General features: G+C 67.9%; 2 protein-coding genes. Both read left to right on the top strand.

The window, feature by feature from the left end:
* The first annotated feature begins 515 nt into the window (after nucleotides 1–515).
* Nucleotides 516–3,002: a toxin glutamine deamidase domain-containing protein gene (locus AB0B91_RS64460; RefSeq protein ID WP_358342882.1), complete on the top strand. Its 2,487-nt coding sequence runs from the start codon at nucleotides 516–518 to the stop codon at nucleotides 3,000–3,002.
* Entirely contained in the window at nucleotides 2,999–3,454 is a 456-nt protein-coding gene (locus AB0B91_RS64455) for a hypothetical protein (RefSeq protein WP_231925777.1), read from the top strand. The genes AB0B91_RS64460 and AB0B91_RS64455 overlap by 4 nt, the downstream gene beginning before the upstream one ends.
* Nucleotides 3,455–3,699: the final 245 nt, after the last annotated feature.

Raw genomic sequence — 3,699 nt, 5'->3', positions numbered from 1 at the left:
CGCGGAACGCTCCAACACCGGCTCCTGGGGCCGACCCCGGGAGTCGGGGCGTGCCGGCGTCACAGGTCGAGGCATTGAGGGCTCCGGTCGACCCGACGCTCTCCTCCGTCGCGCCGACCGCACCCACGACAGTTGCTCCTGTCGCGTCTGGGTTCCCAGGTTCCGTCGGCGATCCGGTACCCGGTGCGGGATTCACCGCACAGAACATCAACGTCGCGACAACCGCTCCTCAAACGACCAGCGGGCCTGCCTCCCACAGTTCAATGGCCAACTCTGCGCTCGCCGGTCCTTCGGCGGCGCAGGCGTCCGCGGTGACCACCACGATGCCGGTGACGTCTGGCGAGACAGCGGCGAGGGCCGTTGCTTCGCAGGCGTGGTCCCCACGGGTCTCAGAGGTGGCACGGGGTCGACCCGCAGACCCGTCACCGACAGATCGAACGCCCGAGGCGGCACCACACCCGTCGAGATCGGAAGGGCAGCCGCCCCCACGTCCGCGCACCCCGGAGTGGTACGCCGTGAAATGGGCTGCGGACCAGGACGCGTTCGAGCGCCGCCGCTACCGAGGTCACTTCGAGCACCAGCGCACGAACATCGAGCAGAATCGCCGTCTGGACAGCGCAGCGCGACTGCGCCAGGCCGCAGAACGAAGTTACGACGAGGCCCGATGGTTGGTCAGCGAGGGCCGTCGCCTCGCACAGGCCGGGCATCGCGCTGCAGCCGAGCGTTACTTCTTGGGTGCCCGTGACCGGGAGCGCTGGTATCACCAGCAGAATGACCTAGCAGAGAACATCCTCGCTGGTGCGGCCGCTCCGGGCGTCGTCGCCGTAGCTGATGCGGACTTCCGGCGGATCAACGACGACGTCGGGGACTTGGCGTACGGTGCCGTGGAGACCGTCGACCGCTCGGCGCTGACGGGCGACGACTACCCGCCGCCGATCGACCGGTCCCGGAACTACGGTCGGCCCGGCGGTCTGCGTCCGCCGCTGGCCCTGCACCAGACCGACATCGAGCGGCAGGTGCCCCGAGCACCCGACGGGAGCGTCCGGCGCACCGCCGACCCGCGAGTGGGTGGCTGGTTCGGGTTGGTCAACGACGGCGGGCCGCAGGCCGACCCGACCCGCGGCATCAACTGCATCGACTGCACCCTGTCGCTGTTCGACACCTGGATGCACGCCCGCCCCCGCGTCGCCGCGCCCCGCACCTTCGACGCCTACGTCGCGGGCGACGTCACGTGCCCCATCAACGGCGAACGCGACGGCATCGGGCGGGTGGAGGACATCACCGGAGGACGCTTCCAGCGCCTCTGCCAGCCGACCGAGGACGTCCAGGGTGTTGAGCGGCAGCGGGCCATCGACACGGGATACCGCAACCTCCACGACCAGCTCCGCCTCGGGGGCCACGGCAGCTTCGCCTTCGTCATCAACAACTGGGAACAGGGCGGCGCCCACATCTGGGTCGCCCTCAACCAGAACGGCACCATTCTCTACCTCGACCCGCAGACCGGGGCCGTTTCGACGGCGCCCCTGTACCGGCATCACGGCGTCCCGCATCCGCACAACGCCGTCGACACCGAAGTGCTGGTGATCGGCTCCGACGGCAGACCGATGCCGCTGGGCGGGCTGCGGCGGGGGCGGTTCAGCCAGCGACCGGACCTGCCGGAATACCCACCCGTCGAGACCGACCAGGGTTACGGCGAGATCTTCCTCAACCGCATGCACCTGCTCGATGGTCCCGGCGCGGCGCCGTCCGACGGGTCGATGCCATCGGGGCCCCCACGACAGTCCGACGAGGCGGGACCGGCCCCCGAACACAGCGACACACCGTCCGAGGACCTGCGGACGGCGCGGGAACGCGCGCAGGCGGAACGGGCGGGGAACCCGCTTGCCGTCGGCGCGATCCTGGCCGCAGAGCCCGACCTGGAACGGGTCTTCGCGGCCGGCGTGACGTCGGCCGAGGTGGCGGCCGGCGTAGACCCCTCGGCACTCCGGCGACTCGTGCCGCAACTTGACGACGCGGGCGCTGAAGACGTGGCACGGCTGTTTGCGGATCCACGCGTGCGGCGGATGCTGGACGAGACGTGGCGGCAGCCGCCCAAGGACGAGCCGATGTTGGCCGAGAACCTCGTCCGACGACTGGTACAGCGGCCCGACCTTGCACGGATGGTTTTGGGTACACCCGAGCTGCTGAATTCGTTGACCGCCAGGCCGCTGACGATGCTCAATCTAGCTGGACAGCAGCGGGCGATCGACGTCCTCGGCTTCGTGCTCAGTGACATCGATCGGCGAGGCACAGCGGCTGTCATCGGAGAAGGCGTCGCCTCCCCACGGCCTGCGGAACTGACCGATGCGCAGCGACTACTGAGTGAACGTGTGGCGGCTCGAGGGCATTCGCCCGTGCAGATGGGCTTCGACACGACGAGGCGTCACGACGATGACTATCGGTGGGCTTTCGTGCAGCGTCTCTTTGTCGAGTCGACGGAGGCCCAGCGGGAGTTGAACCGGCTGGCGACTAGTCTGGCCGCTGGCGTAGGCAGGCCAGGCTGGCGCGCCAAGCCGAAGGGTGTAGATCGAGTGAAGGACAAGCTTGTCGAGTACGAAAACGACGCGTCCCGGCTCAAGGACCTGGCAGCGGCAAAGGTGGAGTTCCATCGACTCGAAGATCTCTACAACGCCTTGGACCAGTTGGATCGAGACCCCAAGGTGGTGATCGCTGGTATCAAGGATCGCTTCCTCAGGCCAATGCGCAGCGGGTACCGCGACATCCTTGTCAATCTCCGCATGCCTAACGGGCACGTTGCTGAACTCCGTCTGCATCTTGCCGCCATCGACGAGGTTGCCGAGTGGGAACATCCGCTATACGAGGTCCGGCGAGATCTTGAGGCGCTCGCAGAAGCGCAGAACCGACCGCTCACCCCGATGGAGCAAGCCGTGCGGCGTGGGCTGAACCGCGAAGGCCAGGCCGCCTACTGGCGAGCGATGGGCGACGAGCGGAACGGGGCGTGACTGTTGTGGAACTTCCTCCTGGCGTCGATGTCCCGGCCTTCTACAGCTACTACGAATCCCCGGTCAAGATCGTCGGAACGGGCGAAGGGGCTGTCGCTGCCTGGCGTTTGTCCAAGGACACGGGCGGCTGGGTTGAGGCAGACCGCCTCGTGGGCATCCTGCTCAGTGGCGAAAGCGACGAGGTTGAAGAGTTGACCCGTGAAGAGTTCATCCAACTTACTGAACATGACCGTGGCTACTACCTGCGCGGCGAGGGCCCTGTCTTCGCCCTGTACGAAACAGTACGGGCGATCCAGGACGAAGTGGCCCGCGAAAGGCGTTACCCTACGCCGACGGAACTTGCCTTGATCACCGGAATTCAGCGCAGGACGTTCGTCATGTTCGAGGAGCAACTCCAGCAATCGGGCGATCCGGCTGCTGATCCTGGCCTGGGTGCGGAAAACCAGGCATAGTGCCTTCTCCCGGGGCCGGCTCCTCGCCTCTGCGCTGAGGTGCGGCGAGCCGCGCGGCACTCGCTACGGGCCCTGCCGCCATCAACGGTGTCACGACTTCGCCTGATGGCGCACCTGACGGAGCTGGACCGGCCTCGTTCCTGCGGACGGTGCCTGGCGAGGACGCGCCGAAGCGCCGCAGCGCATGGGCCGCCCCGGGGGGTCTGCGGTCGCACAGACGGACCCAGCCGCCGCACCCTGCTGCG

This window comes from Nonomuraea sp. NPDC049141 (assembly GCF_040648415.1).
In the GTDB taxonomy this organism is placed as follows: domain Bacteria; phylum Actinomycetota; class Actinomycetes; order Streptosporangiales; family Streptosporangiaceae; genus Nonomuraea.
Note: the sequence above shows the minus strand (reverse complement) of the source record. Positions and strands in the feature narration are given on the sequence as shown.